The sequence below is a fragment of the Exiguobacterium sp. s64 genome, from assembly GCF_018618035.1.
GTDB classification, from domain to species: domain Bacteria; phylum Bacillota; class Bacilli; order Exiguobacteriales; family Exiguobacteriaceae; genus Exiguobacterium; species Exiguobacterium mexicanum_A.
Window position 1 is genome coordinate 373,522 of record NZ_JACSLH010000001.1, and the last position, 14,296, is coordinate 387,817.

The window sequence follows — 14,296 nt, forward strand, 5'->3', positions numbered from 1 at the left end:
ATGTTAGAAGATGGAGGTCTTGCAGTGAATTTTAAAGAACGAGGATTATTAATCGTCTTGTCTGGCCCGAGTGGCGTCGGTAAAGGGACAGTGTGCCGCGTGCTCCGTGAGGAAGAGGACAACAACCTTCAATATTCGGTCTCGGCGACGACCCGGAAACCGCGTGAAGGGGAAGTGGAAGGCGTGCATTACTTCTTTAAGACGAGAGAACAATTTGAAGACATGATCGAGCACGATCAATTGCTCGAACACGCTGAATTTGTCGGCAACTATTATGGGACACCGGTCGAATGGGTTCGTGAGACACTCGAGAGCGGAAGAGACGTCATCCTTGAGATTGAAGTCCAAGGTGCTTTCCAAGTGAAAGAGCGTTTCCCGGAAGCGGTCTTTTTATTCTTGGCTCCGCCAAGCTTGCAAGAATTACGCAACCGCTTAGTCGGTCGAGGTACGGAATCGGAAGATGTGATCAAGCAACGCTTGCTCGTCGCCCGGGAAGAAATTGAATTGATGGATGCATACGATTACGTCGTTACGAATGATGAAGTGGACAAAGCGATTGATCGTATCAAAGCGATCGTGACGGCCGAACATTGTAAACGTGAACGTGTCGCATCTCTCTATAAAAAAGCCATGATGGAGGTCATTTAATGTTATACCCTTCGATTGATGCCTTACAACGTATCATCCCGTCGAAATACACGATCGTGACGGTGGCCGCGAAGCGGGCCCGCCAAATCCAGGACGGAAAAGCACCGAAAGTCGCCGCGCCAAAATCGTATAAGCCGGTCGGTCAAGCGCTAGAAGAATTGTATTCGGGTGACACGACAATCATCACGAACGAAAAAAACAACGGATGAAGTGTGACCCAAGTCGGATACGACTTGGGTCTCATTGTCTATAAGGGGGAGAATTGTGAATGTTGAACGATCGGAATATCTTGCTTTGTGTGAGCGGTGGGATTGCGGCGTATAAGGCGTGCGCGCTCACGTCGAAACTTGTCCAGGCTGGTGCGAACGTTCGGGTGGCAATGACCGCGTCAGCCGAAGAATTTGTCGGGAAAGCGACGTTTCAGGCGCTCAGTCGAAACCCGGTATACACCGACGTGTTCGAGGAACATGACCCGACCAAAATCGCCCACATCGACGTTGTCGATACGAGTGACTTGATCGTCGTCGCACCTGCCACGGCGAACATGATCGCGAAACTCTCGGCCGGTATTGCCGATGACTTCATCACGACCTCAATCTTAGCGGCGAAATGCCCGGTCATCGTCTCACCGGCGATGAACGTCAATATGCTTGAACATCCGGCCACACGTCGCAATATCGAAACGCTCAAAACGTTCGGTTATCAAATCATCGAGCCCGGTGTCGGCAACCTCGCCTGCGGCTGGATTGGGGGGGGACGTCTACCGGAACCGGAAGACCTCGTCCGGATTATCGAGAGCCAGTTCGTCCCGAAACATCTGCTCGGGAAGCAAGTATTGATTACGGCAGGGCCGACGGTCGAACGCATCGACCCGGTCCGTTTCTTATCGAACGACTCATCAGGCAAGATGGGCGTCGCGCTCGCCGAGGCGGCCCGCGATATGGGTGCCTTCGTCACGCTCGTCCATGGTCCGCTGCAAGTACCGATACCGGACGGTGTGACCGCCATCGCCGTCGAATCCGGGAAAGATATGCTCGAGACGGTGCTCGCACGCTTTGATGACCAAGATCTCGTCATTAAATCGGCAGCCGTCGCCGACTATCGTCCGAAGACGATCCACACCGAGAAACACAAAAAAGTACACGGGGCGTTGACGATCGAGCTTGAAGAGACGACCGATATATTGAAGACACTCGGCGAGAAGAAGACGCATCAGCTCCTCGTCGGTTTTGCGGCCGAGACGGAGAACCTCGAGCAACATGCACGCGATAAAATCGCCCGCAAGCGGGTCGACTACCTCGTCGCGAATGATGTGTCGAAGCCAGATATCGGCTTCCGCTCTGACGACAACGAGGTCATGTTGTTTCGCGCGGACGGGGCGCATGTCCGCTTGCCTCGTCAAAGCAAACGCGAGCTCGCCGTCGAGTTGCTCACCCACTTTAAGGAAGATTTACGATGATCGCCCACGTCCATGTCGACGCTCCGGTCATCACGATCGACCGTCCGTTCGATTATGAGGTCCCATCCCAGTTCGAGACATTGATCGAGCCGGGCATGCGCGTCTCGGTCCCGTTCGGCTCACGACGCCTGCTCGGGATCGTGACTGGTGTCTCGGAAGGGACGCGTGAAGGCTTGAAGCCACTTGAAGCCCTGTTAGATGAAGAATCATCTCTGACGGACGAGTTGCTCGACTTATCCACACACGTGAAAGAGACGACGCTCTGCTTCCGGTCGTCGGCGCTTCTCGCGATGCTACCGGCGGCGCTGAAAGTGAGCTATGACAAAGAAATCAAGGGCGAGACGCTCCCGGACGGCGTTCGGGCCGGTACCCATCTTTCCGAGTACCCGAAAGAGACGCAGTCCATCATCTTGGCGCTCGCCAAAAAAGGGGACATCTTGCTCGCGCCGGTGTTAAAAGAGAAACGGACTGTCAAGACGGACCTCGTCATCGAACTGATTGATGCGACTGTCATCCCGGGCCGTGCGAACAAACAACAAGAAGCGATTGAGTTGCTAAAGGACGTACCGCGCATGTATTGGTCGTCGTTACGTCAAATCGGGCTATCGCGCGCCCAACTGCAAAAAATGGAGTCGCTCGGTGCCGTCAAAGTGACCGAGGTCGAACTGAATCGCGACCCGTATGCCACGATCGAACAGGTCGTTGAGACGGTCCAATTGAACGAGAGTCAAGCGACGGCCGTTCATGCCATCCGTGACGCGGAAGCCGGGGAGACGTTGCTCCTGCATGGGGTCACCGGCAGCGGGAAGACAGAAGTCTATCTCGAAGCGATCGGTCAAGTCGTCGATGAAGGCAAACAGGCGATTTTGCTCGTGCCGGAAATTTCGCTCACGCCGATGATGGTGAAACGGTTCAAGCGCCGTTTCGGCGACCGGGTCGCTGTGCTTCATAGCGCCTTGTCGCAAGGGGAAAAATATGATGAATGGCGGAAGATCAAGCGGCGTGAAGTCGATGTCGTCGTCGGGGCACGCTCGGCCATCTTCGCCCCGCTCGAGAACATCGGCCTGCTCATCTTAGATGAAGAGCATGAGACGACGTACAAGCAAGAAGAGAACCCGCGCTATCATGCGCGTGACGTTGCGATTTGGCGGGCCCGATACCATGGTTGCCCGGTTGTCCTTGGTAGTGCGACCCCGTCACTCGAGTCTTACGCCCGCGCCCAAAAAGGCGTCTATCGCTATCTGCAATTGAGTGAGCGATACGGGGGCGAGATGCCGCCGGTCCATATTATCGATATGCGGCGTGAACTCGCCAAAGGCAACACGACGATGTTCTCAGAAGATTTATTTGTCGCCATCAACGACCGCATCGCCAAAAAAGAACAGTGCGTCATCTTGCTCAACCGTCGTGGCTTCACGACGTTCGTCATGTGCCGTGACTGCGGGGAAGGACTCACTTGCCCGCACTGCGCCGTCAACTTGACGTATCACCAACACGGTGACCGACTCAAGTGCCACTACTGCGGCTATGAGATTGGGATGCCATCAAAATGTCCGACATGTGACAGCAAGAAAATCAAACAGTTCGGCACCGGCACGCAAAAGATCGAGACCGAGCTGTTGAACCGCATCCCCGAGGCGCGAATTATCCGGATGGACCAAGACACGACGTCCCGAAAAGGGTCGCACGAGCAACTGTTGAAACGCTTCGAGGATGGAGAGGCTGACATTTTGCTCGGCACTCAAATGATCGCCAAAGGACTCGACTTCCCGAACGTCACGCTCGTCGGGGTGCTCGCGGCGGATGCGACACTCGGCATGCCCGATTTCCGGGCGACCGAGCGCACGTTCCAGCTCGTCACCCAAGTCGCGGGGCGGGCCGGTCGAGGTAGTCTACCAGGCGAGGCGTACGTGCAGACGTACAATCCCGACCATTACGTCATCGAGACGGCGAGCGAGCACGACTATGAATCCTTTTTCGCTCGCGAGATGCAGTTGCGGCAAGTCGGCAACCATCCACCGTATTGGTACGTCACGCTTGTCACGTTCGCGGCCGAAAGTCCGCTCGTCGCCCAAGCCGAGGCCGAGCTGTTCGCCTCTGATTTCGTCGAGGCGCATGTGGCCCAGTCACGGCTGAACGGACCGATGCCGGCACCGTTGTCTAAACTAAAGAATTTGTTCCGCTATCAGTTGTTCATCAAAACGAAACATCCTGAGGCGCTATATCCGGTCCTCGCCGCGTTGCAACAGGCACGCGCGAAGGCGATCAGTAAAAAAGAGTATCAATTGAGTATCGACGTAAACCCATACGTATTCATGTGAGGTGGAACCAGATGTATAAAGTAGTAGAGATTCCAAATGAGATTTTACGGGTCACGTGTGATCCGGTGACGAAATTTGATAAAAAGTTGCGTCAGACGGTCGATCGACTGTTCGACACGATGTACGAATATGACGGCGTCGGCGTTGCCGCCCCGCAAGTCAACTTGAACCAACGGCTCGCCGTCGTCCATACGGATGATGAGACCGGTCCGCTCGTATTGATCAATCCAGAGATCATCGAGACGTCGGGAAGCGAGGTCGGCCTTGAAGGGTGCTTGAGCATCCCGGGAGAGTTCGGATTCGTCGAACGGCATGAGACGATCGTCGTCAAGACGCAAGACATGAAGGGCCGCTACCAACAAGTGAAGGCGAGCGGTTTCTTCGCCCGGGCGATTCAACATGAGATCGATCATCTCGACGGGGTGTTGTTCACAGACAAACTCGCCGTGCCGGAAAAAGGGACGGATCAACGCATCGTCTTCATGGGCACTCCGACGTTTGCCGTATCCGTACTTGAGCGCTTGCTCGAAGAAGGATACAATGTCGTAGGTGTCGTCTCGCAACCGGACAAGCCGGTCGGACGAAAACGCGAACTGAAACCGACGCCGGTGAAAGAGTGTGCCCTGCGCCACAACATCCCGGTGTTACAGCCTGAAAAGGTGCGCACCGATTATGCGGACATCTTGGCACTTGAACCGGATTTGATCGTGACGGCGGCGTACGGTCAAATTGTTCCGACCGAACTGTTAGAAGCGCCGAAACATGGAGCCATCAACGTCCATGCCTCGCTCTTGCCGAAACATCGGGGTGGTGCTCCAATCCATCAAGCCATCCTCGACGGAGACAAAGAGACGGGCGTCACGATCATGTACATGGTCGATAAGCTCGATGCCGGCGATATGATTGCCAACACGGTCGTACCAATCGAAGAATTGGACACGGTCGGTACGTTGTTCGACAAGCTCGCGGTCGCAGGGTCTGACTTGTTAATCAAGACACTTCCTGCCTTCCTTGCTGGTTGGATTGAAGCCGTGCCGCAGGACGAGCGTGACGTCACGTTCGCACCGAACATCAGACGGGAGCGGGAACAGATTGACTGGACCCGTTCCGGCACAGACATTTATAACCATATCAGAGGGATGAATCCGTTCCCGACGGCGTTTACGACAATTGCGGGTGAACGGGTCAAACTGTTCTTCGGGTCGAAGACGACAGGGACGGGTGAACCGGGAACGATTGTACGGCTTGAAGAGGATGGGTTTGTCGTCGCGACAGGTGACGCGGTCGCTATTAAAGTGATCGATTTGCAACCATCTGGTAAAAAACGAATGGACGGGGCCACATTTATGCGTGGGGCCGGCCAAAAGTTACAAGTCGGCGATCGACTAGGAGGATAATATGAACGTACGAGTTGCAGCGCTTGATACGCTAATCAAAATCGAACAAGGCGGCGCCTATTCGACGATTGCGGTCAACGACCTATTGAAACAAAAAAAATTAGCGACGAAAGACGTCGGCCTCTACACGGAGCTCGTCTACGGGACGCTCGGTCGGAAACGGACGCTCGATTATATTTTAGAGAAGCGGGTCCAAAACCCGAAAAAATTGGACAAATTTGTCTTGCCGCTCTTGCGGATGAGCGTCTATCAACTGTTTTATCTCGACAAGATCCCGGATCGGGCCGTGTTGCATGAAGCGGTTGAAATCGCGAAAAGACGGGGCCATTCGGGAACCGGCAAGTTCGTCAATGGCGTTTTGCGCAACGTCGTCCGGGATGGGTTCCCGGATTTGAGCACGCTGCCAGACGCTGAACGGATTGCCATCGAACATAGCCATCCTGATTGGCTCGTCGCCGAATGGGTGGAGACGTATGGTGTCGAAGCGACCGAGGCGATGTGTAAATTGAATAACGAACCGGCGCCGGTCACAGTCCGGGTCAACCGCCAACGTGTCACCGTTGACGAGATGATTGAACGGCTCGCTGAAGTCGATGTCGTTGCCACGCGGTCGGAACTATCAGCGGACGGGCTCGTCATCGAGTCCGGAAACGTTCACGCGACGGCGTTCATCGACATGGGCTTGTTGTCGATTCAAGATGAGAGCTCGATGATTGTCGCCGATGCGCTTCAAGCCGCGAAGACAGAACGCGTGCTCGATGCTTGTGCCGCCCCGGGCGGGAAAGCGATGCATACGGCCGAACGCATGGACGGCGGAACGCTCGTCGCGCTCGACTTGCATCCGCATAAAGCGAAGTTGATTGAACGACAAGCGAAGCGTCTGCATATCGATGGAGTGACCGCACTTGCCCTCGATGCCCGTCAGGCCGGTGACAAGTTTGAACCGGAGAGCTTCGATCGGATTTTGCTCGATGTCCCATGTTCAGGACTCGGCGTCATCCGCCGCAAGCCCGATATCAAATGGACAAAAGACAAATCTGCTCTCGCCGGACTGCCGAAAGTCCAGCGTGAAATCATCGACGCCGTCTTGCCACTCCTCAAACGAGGTGGTACGCTAGTGTACTCGACATGTACGATCGATCCGTCTGAGAATGAGCAACAGGCCGATTACATTTTGTCGAACGGATTGACGTGGGATGAGACACTCCAGGACCGTCTTCCACAAGTATTGCGCCCGATGGTGTCATCGGACCGCGCTGAACTCAAATTACTCCCGACGACGTTCGGGACGGACGGTTTCTATATCGCCGCATTCAAGAAAGAGGTATAAACATGAATCCAAAAGCAGTTGAAAAAAATCCATTGGTCGGTGCCAAGCCGTCACTCTATTCCCTCACGTATTCAGAACTCGAACAGTGGCTCATCGAAGCAGGAGAAAAATCGTTCCGCGCGAAACAGTTATATGACTGGATGTACGTCAAGCGTGTGACATCGTTCGACGATATGACGAACGTCTCTAAACCGCTCCGCGAGAAATTAGACGCGGCGTTCCAATTGACGACGTTGAAAGAACTCGTCCGTCAAGAATCACAGGACGGCACGATCAAGTTCTTGTTCGAGCTTCAAGACGGTTATTCGATCGAGACGGTGCTCATGCGTCACGAGTACGGCAACTCGGTCTGTGTCACGACACAAGTCGGCTGCCGGATTGGCTGTACGTTCTGTGCCTCGACACTCGGCGGTTTGAAACGTAACTTAGAAGCCGGTGAAATCACGGCGCAAGTCCTCGACGTCCAACGCGCACTCGACGCAAGTGGAGAGCGAGTCGACTCAATCGTCGTCATGGGTATCGGCGAACCGTTCGATAACTACGACGAATTGATGCGCTTCTTGCGCACGGTCAACCACGATGACGGCTTGAACATCGGTTCACGCCATATTACGGTGTCGACAAGTGGGATCGTACCGAAGATTTACAAGTTCGCCGATGAAGGGATGCGCATCAACTTCGCCATTTCGCTTCACGCGCCGACGACAGAGATTCGGACTCGTCTCATGCCGATCAACCGTGCCTACAACTTGGATAAGTTGATGGAAGCCGTCAACTACTATACAGAGAAGAGTGGTCGCCGTATCACGTTCGAATACGGTTTATTCGGTGGTGTCAACGACACGGAAGAACACGCCCATCAGTTGGCGGACTTGTTGAAAGGCGTCAAATGTCACGTAAATTTGATTCCAGTCAACCACGTGCTCGAGCGCGACTACGTCCGCACACCACGTAAACAAATTTTTGCCTTTGAAAAAGTGCTCAAAGACCGAAAAGTGAACGTGACGATTCGTCGCGAACAAGGTTCGGATATCGATGCGGCTTGTGGGCAGCTTCGAGCGAAGGAGCGCGAACAAGAAACGAGGTAATCAGGAAGATGGAATTAGCATACCGAACCGACCGGGGGCAAGTGAGAGCGCAAAACGAGGATGCCGTCTTGATTTTAGGGGACGAGCACGCCGGGATCGCACTCGTGGCCGACGGTATGGGAGGGCATGAAGCCGGGGAGGTCGCGAGTCAGCTCGTCATCGAGCAGTTTCGTCGTGCCTTCCCGACGCTGCCGGCCTCACCGATGGAGATGGAGAATTGGTTTCGCCACAACGTGGAACTGGCCAATGAGCAAGTGCTCGACTTCTCGAAACAAGCGAACCTGCTCATGATGGGGACGACGATTGCCGGTGTCTGCTGGCACGACGAGACGATCGTCATCGTCCACGTCGGGGATAGTCGTGTGTATGCCTTGCGTGGCGATAAACTTCAGCAGTTGACAGAAGACCATTCCTACGTGAACGTGTTGAAGCAACTCGGGGAGTTGACCGAGGAAGAAATGCGCGTCCACCCGAAACGTAATATCATCACCCGTGCGATCGGCTCGAAAGAGCATGTCGAACCTGATCTGCAAGTGTTTGCCGAACCCGAGTTTGACACGATTTTAATCTGTACGGACGGCTTGACGACGCATTTGACCGATGACGAGATCAAGCAAGTCTTGGAACGTCCCGTCTCGGCGGACGTCAAGGCGGATCAATTGATCGATCGAGCCAACCGTTTGGGTGGGAGTGACAACATCACTGTTGCCCTCGTCCAGTTCACAGATAGAAAGAGAGGATGAATCCGATGCGAAGTGGAGAACGAATCAACGATCGTTATCGGATCGAACAGCAAATCGGCAGCGGCGGCATGGCAAATGTCTACCGGGCTCACGATGAGATTTTAAACCGAACCGTCGCCATCAAGGTGTTGCGATCTGAATTCTCGCATAATGAACAATTTATACGCCGGTTTGAACGAGAAGCCCATGCGGCGACGAGTCTGAACCATCCGAATATCGTCGCCATTTACGACGTCGGAGACGAACGCGACATCTATTACATCGTCATGGAACATGTCGACGGGATGACGCTGAAACAATATTTGCAAGAAGAGTACATATCTGTCGACGAGGCGCTTCGCATCATGGGACAGATTTGTGATGCGATCGACCATGCCCATGCGAATCGAATCATTCATCGGGACATCAAACCGCAAAACATGATGATCGATCAGAGCGGCAACGTCAAAGTGACGGACTTTGGGATTGCGGTGGCCATGTCGAACGCGACGCTGACCCATACGATGTCGGTCCTGGGGTCGGTCCACTACTTTTCCCCGGAGCAAGCGCGCGGAAAGTTCGCCGATGAGAAGTCAGATATTTATTCGCTCGGCGCCGTGCTCTATGAACTCGTGACCGGCCGGGTGCCGTTCATCGGCGAGACGCCGGTCGCCGTCGCGCTGCAGCATCTGCAAGACGACCCAATTCGACCGATGGATTTGAACCCGAACATCCCGCAAGCGCTCGAGAACTGTATTATGCAGGCGCTCGCGAAGTCACCGGGCGCACGTCATGCCTCGGTCGCCGCGTTCAAAAAAGATTGCATGACGTCACTTGATTCAGAACGTGCGAATGAACCGAAGCGGTCGAACGCTGAGCAAGATGCGTTTGATCAGACGCTCGTCATGGCGCCAGTCGTACCGGATGAGCCAAACGTCAAAGAGGCGCCCGAGCAACCGGTCGCAGTAAGTGAACCTGTGAAAGACAAACCGAAACGGAAGAAGAAGTGGTGGCTTTGGCTCTTGCTTGCGCTCCTGTTGATTGGTGGCGGGATCGGGGCTTACGTCATCGCTGACGAGATGTCCCGTGCCGTCGTCCCGGACGTCGTCGGCATGACGAGCGACGAGGCGACGACCGAGCTCGAAACGGCCGGTTTTGTCGTCGAGGCAACTGAACGGGCAAGTGACAACATTGCCGCTGGCGACGTCATCTCGCAGACACCGCAAGCCGGACGGAAGCCGAAACGTGGGACGACCGTGACAATCGTCGTCTCGGCCGGAAAAGAAACGGTCGAGATGCCGGATGTTGAAGGACTGTCCCAGTCGTCGGCCGAACGGACGCTCAAAGATCTTGAGTTCACGGATATCGAGATTCAGTCGGAGGCATCCGAGACGGTCGATAGCGGGGATGTCATCTCCCAATCGATCGCCCCAGGCAACGAGGTCGTCCCATCTGAAGAGACGGTGACGCTCGTCGTCTCGACCGGCAGTAATAAAATCGAACTCGCCAACTTGGCGGGCTATACGTTCGAGGAAGCGACGACGTATGCCGAACAGAATAGCTTGAAAATCGTCAAACGTGATGAGTATTCAACGAGCGTTCCTGCAAATCAAATCATCCGCCAACTCCCGACGGCAGGAACGGCAGTCGACCCGGGGACGGAACTGACCGTCATCGTGTCACAAGGGGTCGAACCGACCGACGTCTCAATCGAACGGGAAGTCAACGTCGAAATCGAGCCGCCGCCCGAAGGGGAAGAGGCTGAAGCGCTCGAAGTCGTCATTCGGACGGTCGATGCCCGTGGCGAAGTCGAGGTGTTGCGTGATAAGATAACGGAGACGACGACTTACTCGTATACGCTCGTCATCGCACCGGACGAAGTCGGAACCGCGACGATTGAAGTCGATGGCGAAGTTGTTCGCACGGATACGGTGACTTACGCACAAGCAAAAGAATCACAATGAAGAGGTGGCGTGCGCGTCGCCTCTTTTTCTAAGGAGGTAATGGAATGAAAGGTACGATTATTCGATTACAAGGCGGGTTTTATGACGTCATGACGGAAGAGAAACAAGAGATCCGTTGTCGCGCCCGCGGCAATTTCCGAAACCGGAACATCTCACCTGTCGTCGGCGACGATGTCGACATCCAAGACCAAGGGGATGGTACCGGTTATATATTGGCTGTTGACGAGCGGTCGAACCATCTCGTCCGTCCGCCAATCGCCAATATCGATCAAGCGTTCTTGTTATTCTCGGTAAAAGAGCCGGCGTTCTCGTTCCATCTGCTCGACCGTTTCCTCGTCTTGATTGAATCGAAGCAAGTCCATCCGATTATCGTTTTGACGAAAATGGACTTGTTGACGGAGTCGGAACGGGAGAAGATTCATGAAGCAGCGGCCTTATACCGTTCGATCGGCTATGAGGTCATCGAGACGTCGACCGAGGACGGATCGGGAATCGAACAAATTCGTGGGTCGTTTAAGGAGAAGACGAGCGTATTCGCCGGACAGACCGGGGTCGGCAAGAGCTCGCTCTTGAACGCGGTCGCACCTGAGCTTGAACTTGCGACCGGGAAAATCTCGAAATCACTCGGGCGCGGTAAGCATACGACGCGTCACGTCACCCTTATCACGCTTGCCGACGGGCTCGTGGCCGATACGCCTGGTTTCTCGAGCCTCGAGTTCCCAGAAGAACTCGAAGTCGAAGAGATGCGCTGGTGTTTCCCTGAGTTCGTCGAGCGGCACGATGACTGTAAATTCCGCGGTTGTGCCCATTTGAACGAACCAGGTTGTGCCGTCAAAGCGGCCGTCGAAGCTGGAGAAATCGCTTCCACCCGCTATGAGAATTATGTTACGTTTATGGCAGAGTTAAACGATAGACAACGGAGGTACTGACATGATTAAAATTGCACCATCGATTTTAGCGGCGGACTTCGCCAATTTAGAGGCAGAAGTGAAGGCGGTCCAAGAGGCTGGAGCGGATTACATCCATTTTGACGTCATGGACGGTCAATTCGTCCCGAACATCTCAATCGGCCTACCGGTGTTAGCGAGCTTACGGAAGAAGTCGGACATGGTACTCGACGTCCATTTGATGATCGACCAGCCCGAACGGTTCGTCGAAGATTTTATCAAGGCCGGGGCAGACATCGTCACCGTCCACGTTGAAGCGACGAATCATTTGCATCGCGTGTTGCAACAAATCAAAGCGGCTGGCGCCAAGTGTGGTGTCGTCTTGAATCCGCATACGCCGCTGTCGTCGATTGAACATGTGCTCGGTGACGTCGACATGGTGCTCCTTATGACGGTGAACCCTGGCTTTGGGGGCCAGGCATTCATCGAATCGGTCGTCCCGAAAATTGCAGCGCTGAGCGAGATGCGCCAAGCGCGTCGTCTCGACTTTGAAATCGAGATCGACGGCGGTGTCAACGCAGAGACGGCGAAATTATGCATCGACGCTGGAGCTGATGTGCTCGTGGCTGGCTCAGCCATCTATAACGAGCCGAGCTATAAAGACGCAATCGATAGCATTCGTCACGCATCTCGTGTATAATCGTCAATAGAACAACAAATATTGTCGCAAGGGGTGTCACATTCTGTGGCTGAGAGGCATTTGCTAACCCTTTGAACCTGTTCCGTTCACACGGACGTAGGGATGTGGCGAAAATGCACGTTGCTACTCGATAGCAGCATGGCGTTTACGTCATGCTGCTTTTTGTCGTTCGCTCATATAATTAGGAGGGAATAAGATGAAACAACGTTTAAAACTACAGGCGCTCATTGAAATCTCATTGTTCGCCGCACTCGGCTTGATCTTTGATTTGCTCATCCCGTTCCGGATGCCGCAGGGTGGATCGATCAGCCTGGCGATGTTGCCAATCTTCGTGATGGCGTACCGCCATGGATTAAAAGGAGGACTGGCGACAGGAGCGCTCGTCGGAACGTTGCAACTGCTGTTCGGGGCTTACATCTTCACGCCGGTCCAGTTCCTGCTCGACTACACATTCGCTTATGGTGTCGTCGGTATGGCCGGACTGTTCGCCGGACAAGTGAAACGAGCCGCCAAGGACGAGGCGAAAAAGACGCTCGTCGTCTACTTGGTGCTCGGGGCGCTCCTCGGTTCTTTGCTTCGCTACGGCGCCCACGTTTTATCAGGGATCGTTTTCTTCGCCGAGTATGCGGAAGGGCCGGTCGTCGCCTATTCGTTTGCTTATAACATGACGTATATGTTGCCGTCCTTCCTCGTGTCGGCCGTCGTCCTCGTTCTCTTGTTCGTCTCGGCACCACGTTTCGCCACGCTCGCGACCCGGGACGTCCGCTAATGCGGGTGTTGATTGTGGCGGCTAGCCCGGAACCAATCTCGGGACTCCCTAGTGACGTCGATTACATCATCGGCGTCGACGGGGGGTACGAGACACTGTTGAACCAAGGGCTGAACCCGGATCTCGTCGTCGGCGATTTCGACTCTTTCACGGGCGAAGTGCCGATCGACGCCGTCCGTTACCCATCTGAAAAAGATGTGACCGACCTTGAGATCGCGCTCGAGGCGGCCCGTGGACACGGGGCGACGGAGATGCTCGTGTACGGCGCTCTCGGTGGACGCCTCGACATGACGCTCGGTAATATTGGGCTGCTCGAGGCGTATCCAGAGATGCGTTTGTTCACGGCCGGGCAAACCGTTCGTCTTGTCGGAACCGGGCGTCACGAGCTCCCACGTCAAGACGATCACTATTTGTCGCTCGTCCCGTGGAAGCGGGCGAACGTGTCAATCCGCGGCGTCAAATATCCGCTCGACCGTCACGATGTCGTCAGCCATGAGGCGCTCACAATCTCGAACGAGTGGGCCGGCGAATCAGCGGATTTGATTGTGCATGAAGGCACGGTGCTCGTGCTGTATATCAAAAAATGAACACAAAAAAATCCCATCGGCGAATGCCGCTGGGATTTATTTCGTTCGTGTATAAAAATTATACGCGTTCAACGAGACCTGATTTAAGAGCGCGAGCTGAAACCCAAACTCGTTTAGGTTTACCGTCAACGAGAATACGAACTTTTTGTACGTTTACACCCCAAGTGCGTTTTGTCTTGTTGAGTGCGTGCGAACGGTTGTTACCTGATTTAGGTGATTTACCTGTTACGTAGCATTTACGTGCCATGCGTTTCCCCTCCTTTTTTATGTGGGTTCGTCCTAATAGACACTCGTTTATATTAGCACGGGTTTTTTCACGATGCAACTAGAAAATCATAGGATGACAAGAAAAAAACTTGACATTACTGGAAAGGATTTTAATAATGAATGAGGGTTACGGCTACAATTGACCGAGTTTATGGAG

The 14,296-nt window shown here is 54.3% G+C and carries 14 protein-coding genes, 1 pseudogene and 1 riboswitch; of the genes and pseudogenes, 14 read left to right on the top strand and 1 reads right to left on the bottom strand.

What is annotated here, in order from left to right; genetic code table 11:
* From gmk to KNP64_RS01975, 14 genes and pseudogenes are all read left to right on the top strand, one after another.
* Entirely contained in the window at positions 1–648 is a 648-nt protein-coding gene (gene gmk / locus KNP64_RS01915; RefSeq protein WP_052090097.1) for a guanylate kinase, read from the top strand.
* On the top strand, positions 648–857 hold the full coding sequence (gene rpoZ, locus KNP64_RS01920) for a DNA-directed RNA polymerase subunit omega (RefSeq protein WP_214710579.1): 210 nt from the start codon (positions 648–650) through the stop codon (positions 855–857). Before gmk ends, rpoZ begins: the two co-directional genes overlap by 1 nt.
* A 59-nt stretch (positions 858–916) precedes the next feature.
* A complete protein-coding gene (coaBC, locus tag KNP64_RS01925) occupies positions 917–2,107 on the top strand; it encodes a bifunctional phosphopantothenoylcysteine decarboxylase/phosphopantothenate--cysteine ligase CoaBC (protein WP_214791537.1) in 1,191 nt (396 codons plus the stop codon).
* Positions 2,104–4,428, top strand: coding sequence for a primosomal protein N' (gene priA / locus KNP64_RS01930; protein ID WP_214791534.1), 2,325 nt, complete (start codon positions 2,104–2,106; stop codon positions 4,426–4,428). The genes coaBC and priA overlap by 4 nt, the downstream gene beginning before the upstream one ends.
* 11 nt (positions 4,429–4,439) lie before the next feature.
* A pseudogene (def, locus tag KNP64_RS14945) lies at positions 4,440–4,871 on the top strand (peptide deformylase); the annotation flags it as partial.
* Between the two features lie 39 nt (positions 4,872–4,910).
* Positions 4,911–5,825: a methionyl-tRNA formyltransferase gene (gene fmt, locus KNP64_RS01935; protein ID WP_371815264.1), complete on the top strand. Its 915-nt coding sequence runs from the start codon at positions 4,911–4,913 to the stop codon at positions 5,823–5,825.
* A 1-nt stretch (position 5,826) separates the two neighbouring features.
* A complete protein-coding gene (rsmB, locus tag KNP64_RS01940) occupies positions 5,827–7,155 on the top strand; it encodes a 16S rRNA (cytosine(967)-C(5))-methyltransferase RsmB (RefSeq protein ID WP_214791530.1) in 1,329 nt (442 codons plus the stop codon).
* 2 nt (positions 7,156–7,157) lie between these two features.
* The gene (gene rlmN, locus KNP64_RS01945) at positions 7,158–8,243 is read left to right on the top strand and encodes a dual-specificity RNA methyltransferase RlmN (RefSeq protein ID WP_034777130.1); all 1,086 of its coding nucleotides are present in this window, start codon (positions 7,158–7,160) and stop codon (positions 8,241–8,243) included.
* An 8-nt stretch (positions 8,244–8,251) separates the two neighbouring features.
* The gene (locus KNP64_RS01950; RefSeq protein ID WP_214791528.1) at positions 8,252–8,986 is read left to right on the top strand and encodes a Stp1/IreP family PP2C-type Ser/Thr phosphatase; all 735 of its coding nucleotides are present in this window, start codon (positions 8,252–8,254) and stop codon (positions 8,984–8,986) included.
* 5 nt (positions 8,987–8,991) lie between these two features.
* A complete protein-coding gene (gene pknB, locus KNP64_RS01955) occupies positions 8,992–10,929 on the top strand; it encodes a Stk1 family PASTA domain-containing Ser/Thr kinase (protein WP_214710584.1) in 1,938 nt (645 codons plus the stop codon).
* Positions 10,930–10,973: 44 nt separating this feature from the next.
* Positions 10,974–11,858: a ribosome small subunit-dependent GTPase A gene (rsgA, locus tag KNP64_RS01960; protein WP_214710585.1), complete on the top strand. Its 885-nt coding sequence runs from the start codon at positions 10,974–10,976 to the stop codon at positions 11,856–11,858.
* 1 nt (position 11,859) lies between these two features.
* Positions 11,860–12,516 (top strand): ribulose-phosphate 3-epimerase, encoded by a 657-nt coding sequence (gene rpe, locus KNP64_RS01965; RefSeq protein ID WP_034777139.1) that lies wholly within the window; start codon positions 11,860–11,862, stop codon positions 12,514–12,516.
* A 19-nt stretch (positions 12,517–12,535) separates the two neighbouring features.
* Positions 12,536–12,636, top strand: a riboswitch (TPP riboswitch).
* A gap of 76 nt (positions 12,637–12,712) precedes the next feature.
* Positions 12,713–13,285: an energy-coupled thiamine transporter ThiT gene (thiT, locus tag KNP64_RS01970; RefSeq protein ID WP_021067081.1), complete on the top strand. Its 573-nt coding sequence runs from the start codon at positions 12,713–12,715 to the stop codon at positions 13,283–13,285.
* Positions 13,285–13,872, top strand: coding sequence for a thiamine diphosphokinase (locus KNP64_RS01975; RefSeq protein ID WP_214791526.1), 588 nt, complete (start codon positions 13,285–13,287; stop codon positions 13,870–13,872). Before thiT ends, KNP64_RS01975 begins: the two co-directional genes overlap by 1 nt.
* Before the next feature lie 58 nt (positions 13,873–13,930).
* Here KNP64_RS01975 and rpmB read toward each other — a convergent pair whose 3' ends face one another.
* Entirely contained in the window at positions 13,931–14,119 is a 189-nt protein-coding gene (rpmB, locus tag KNP64_RS01980; protein WP_015881349.1) for a 50S ribosomal protein L28, read from the bottom strand.
* Between the last annotated feature and the right edge of the window lie 177 nt (positions 14,120–14,296).

Bases quoted from the DNA above. Each gene is read 5' to 3' on its own strand.
- gmk (WP_052090097.1), top strand. From the start codon at position 1: ATGTTAGAAGATGGAGGTCTTGCAGTGAATTTTAAAGAACGAGGATTA.
- rpoZ (WP_214710579.1), top strand. From the start codon at position 648: ATGTTATACCCTTCGATTGATGCCTTACAACGTATCATCCCGTCGAAA.
- coaBC (WP_214791537.1), top strand. From the start codon at position 917: ATGTTGAACGATCGGAATATCTTGCTTTGTGTGAGCGGTGGGATTGCG.
- priA (WP_214791534.1), top strand. From the start codon at position 2,104: ATGATCGCCCACGTCCATGTCGACGCTCCGGTCATCACGATCGACCGT.
- fmt (WP_371815264.1), top strand. From the start codon at position 4,911: ATGGGCACTCCGACGTTTGCCGTATCCGTACTTGAGCGCTTGCTCGAA.
- rsmB (WP_214791530.1), top strand. From the start codon at position 5,827: ATGAACGTACGAGTTGCAGCGCTTGATACGCTAATCAAAATCGAACAA.
- rlmN (WP_034777130.1), top strand. From the start codon at position 7,158: ATGAATCCAAAAGCAGTTGAAAAAAATCCATTGGTCGGTGCCAAGCCG.
- KNP64_RS01950 (WP_214791528.1), top strand. From the start codon at position 8,252: ATGGAATTAGCATACCGAACCGACCGGGGGCAAGTGAGAGCGCAAAAC.
- pknB (WP_214710584.1), top strand. From the start codon at position 8,992: ATGCGAAGTGGAGAACGAATCAACGATCGTTATCGGATCGAACAGCAA.
- rsgA (WP_214710585.1), top strand. From the start codon at position 10,974: ATGAAAGGTACGATTATTCGATTACAAGGCGGGTTTTATGACGTCATG.
- rpe (WP_034777139.1), top strand. From the start codon at position 11,860: ATGATTAAAATTGCACCATCGATTTTAGCGGCGGACTTCGCCAATTTA.
- thiT (WP_021067081.1), top strand. From the start codon at position 12,713: ATGAAACAACGTTTAAAACTACAGGCGCTCATTGAAATCTCATTGTTC.
- KNP64_RS01975 (WP_214791526.1), top strand. From the start codon at position 13,285: ATGCGGGTGTTGATTGTGGCGGCTAGCCCGGAACCAATCTCGGGACTC.
- rpmB (WP_015881349.1), bottom strand. From the start codon at position 14,119: ATGGCACGTAAATGCTACGTAACAGGTAAATCACCTAAATCAGGTAAC.